At 68.6% G+C, this 2,993-nt stretch carries 2 protein-coding genes and 2 pseudogenes; 3 read left to right on the top strand and 1 reads right to left on the bottom strand.

Annotated features, from left to right (window positions below):
• Positions 1-416: pseudogene (locus ACIKT0_RS16130) on the bottom strand (hypothetical protein); the annotation flags it as partial.
• A 207-nt stretch (positions 417-623) separates the two neighbouring features.
• On the opposite strand from ACIKT0_RS16130, the pseudogene ACIKT0_RS16125 reads away from it, so the two are divergent.
• The 3 genes and pseudogenes from ACIKT0_RS16125 to ACIKT0_RS16115 all read left to right on the top strand — a co-directional run.
• Positions 624-836 (top strand): annotated as a pseudogene (locus ACIKT0_RS16125) (hotdog family protein); the annotation flags it as partial.
• Between the two features lie 97 nt (positions 837-933).
• On the top strand, positions 934-1,992 hold the full coding sequence (hemH, locus tag ACIKT0_RS16120; RefSeq protein ID WP_407106379.1) for a ferrochelatase: 1,059 nt from the start codon (positions 934-936) through the stop codon (positions 1,990-1,992).
• Between the two features lie 112 nt (positions 1,993-2,104).
• On the top strand, positions 2,105-2,993 hold an 889-nt coding region (locus tag ACIKT0_RS16115; RefSeq protein WP_407106377.1), incomplete at its 3' end, for an SPFH domain-containing protein.

Raw genomic sequence — 2,993 nt, 5'->3', positions numbered from 1 at the left:
GGAGCGCCGGCGTCCAGAGCGTCCCGGACCGAGCGGGTCCAGCCCTCCCCGAAAGCGCGCAGGATGCAGCGCTGCTCGCAGGCGCGAGCCACCAGCATCAGCCGCGCCACGTCGTCGGACTGGGCGGCGAGATCGACGGTCAGGATCGCGACGCCGCGCACCAGCGCCTCCTCGGCCTCGCGCAGCGAGCCCTCCTCGGCGTCGGCGGTCCAGTCCAGCGCGAACCGCAAATAGCTCGCGGCAAGCGGGGCGTTCCAGTCCGAGCGTTCCGGATGGGAGGACCGCAGTTCCTCCCAAACCGCCCAGGCGTCGCGGTACCGGCCGGCCCGCTCGTGAGCGAGCGCCAGACGCGCCAGGGCGGCGATCGGCGACTGCGCCCCGGTCGGTACGGGCCGTTCTGCTGCGTCGCGCGCCATCTCGCATCCTCATTGTGTCGTCAACGGCGGCTCCCCGCCGGTCCGCAGACATTGGCGCACCCGGCTTGAAAGCCGCGTGAAGCGAACGGGTCGCAATCGCCCGATCGTCTTCACCGCCCAGAAAGGCCGTTGCGACGACGAATGTCGAGGTCGCCTCGACGGGCGGGCCGTGCCACATACCGCGCCGCAACCAAGACGGAGCGGGGCATGGCCGGAGCAGGTCGTTTCTTCGAGGACTTCGTGGTCGGCGACGTCATCAGGCACGCCACCCCGCGGACCGTCACGGTCGGCGACGTCGCGCTCAACCAGGCGCTCTACGGCAACCGTTTCGTGGTGCAGTCGTCCGACGCGTTCGCGCAGGCGATCGGCTATCCGCGCAGCCCGGTCGACGATCTGATCGCCTTCCATGTGGTGTTCGGGTGGCGTTCCCGGCGTGCGCGGGCGGTCATCGCCGCACGCCGCGATGACAGGCGCATTCGCGAGCCCTATCTAGGCCTTGCGAAACAGAGAAATTCCAATGAACGCGCCTTTCCCACCGGCCGGCGACCGCGCCGTCCGCCTCCCGATCGATCATCCGCCCGTGAAGGTCGGCCGCATCGGCGTGCTGCTGGTCAATCTCGGGACGCCCGACGGCACGGACTACTGGTCGATGCGGCGCTACCTGAAGGAGTTCCTCTCCGACCGGCGCGTCATCGAGACCAACCGCCTGATCTGGTGGCCGTTGCTCAACGGCATCATCCTGACGACGCGGCCGGGCCGAAAGGGCAAGGACTACGCCTCGATCTGGAACCGGGAGCGCGATGAGAGCCCGCTCCGGACCATCACGCGCTCGCAGGCCGAGAAGCTCGCGGCGAGCCTCGCCTCGGAGGCCCCGAACCTCGTGGTCGACTGGGCGATGCGCTACGGCAATCCGTCGATCGCCTCGCGCATCGAGGCCCTTCAGAAGGAGGGCTGCGACCGTATCCTGCTCGTGCCGCTCTACCCGCAATACGCCGCCGCGACCTCGGCGACGGTCTGCGACAAAGCGTTCGACGCCCTCAAGGCCATGCGCTGGCAGCCGGTGCTCCGCGTCGCGCCGCCCTGGGCGGACGACCCGGTCTATATCGAGGCCGTCACGGCCTCGCTGAAGAAGGAGCTGGCGAAGCTCTCCTTCGAGCCCGAGGTCATCCTCGCCTCGTTCCACGGCGTGCCGCAGTCCTACCTGCTCAAGGGCGACCCCTATCACTGCCAGTGCCAGAAGACCGCGCGGCTGATGCGCGAGGCGCTCGGCCTCGATGAAAGCCGCTTCCGGATCACCTTCCAGTCGCGCTTCGGTCCGGAGGAGTGGCTGCAGCCCTACACCGACAAGACCGTCGAGGCGCTGGCGAAGCAGGGCGTCAAGAACCTCGCGGTGGTGATGCCGGGCTTCACCGCCGACTGCCTCGAGACGCTGGAGGAGATCGCCGGCGAGAACGCCGAGATCTTCGAACACAACGGCGGCGAGAACTTCGCCGCGATCCCGTGCCTCAACGATTCCGAGGAGGGCATGCGGGTGATCGAGCACGTCGTCCGGCGCGAGCTGATGGGCTGGATCTGAGCTCAGCGGCGCCGCGACGGCGCTGAGGGCCGACACGAGGACGTCATCCGCCGTCCGGCTTGCCTTCGCGCCCCCCGTGGCGCCTCATGCGGCGTTCTCTGGGGAGTAGCCAATGCCTCTGTCGGGCTTCGACATCGCCGCCATCGTCGTCGCGGCGCTCGTGATCTTCGTCATCTTCGCCGGGGTGAAGACGGTCCCTCAGGGCTACAACTACACGGTCGAGCGCTTCCAGAAGTATACAAGGACGCTTCGCCCCGGCCTGACCCTCATCATCCCGTTCATCGACCGGATCGGCCGGCGGATGAACATGATGGAGCAGGTGCTGGACATCCCGAGCCAGGAGGTCATCACCCGCGACAACGCCTCCGTGCAGGTCGACGGCGTCGCCTTCTACCAGGTGGTCGACGCGGCCCAGGCGTCCTACGAGGTCACCAATCTCGAGCGCGCCATCATGGCGCTGACGATGACCAACATCCGCTCGGTGCTGGGCTCGATGGACCTCGACCACGTGCTGTCCCAGCGCGACGAGATCAACACGCGGCTGCTCCATGTGGTCGACGCCGCCGCCTCGCCCTGGGGCGTGAAGGTCACGCGCATCGAGATCAAGGACATCACCCCGCCCGCCGACCTCGTCGCCTCGATGGGCCGGCAGATGAAGGCGGAGCGCGAGAAGCGCGCCTCGATCCTGGTGGCGGAAGGCGCCAAGCAGGCGCAGATCCTCGAGGCCGAGGGCCGCAAGGAGGCGGCGTTCCGCGACGCCGAGGCCCGCGAGCGCTCGGCCGAGGCCGAAGCCAAGGCCACCACGCTGGTGAGCGAGGCGGTCGCGCGCGGCGACACGGCGGCGCTCAACTACTTCGTCGCTCAGAAATATGTCGAGGCGCTCAAGAGCATGGCGACCTCGCCCAACCAGAAGACCTTCGTGCTGCCCTATGAGGCGACCGCGCTGCTGGGCTCGCTCGGCGGCATCGCGGAGATCGCGCGCGACGCGCTCGGCCGTAGAT

The sequence above is a fragment of the Hansschlegelia beijingensis genome (genome assembly GCF_045505405.1).
Taxonomy (GTDB): Bacteria; Pseudomonadota; Alphaproteobacteria; order Rhizobiales; family Methylopilaceae; genus Methylopila; species Methylopila beijingensis_A.
This window is presented reverse-complemented; position numbering and strand designations above follow the sequence as displayed.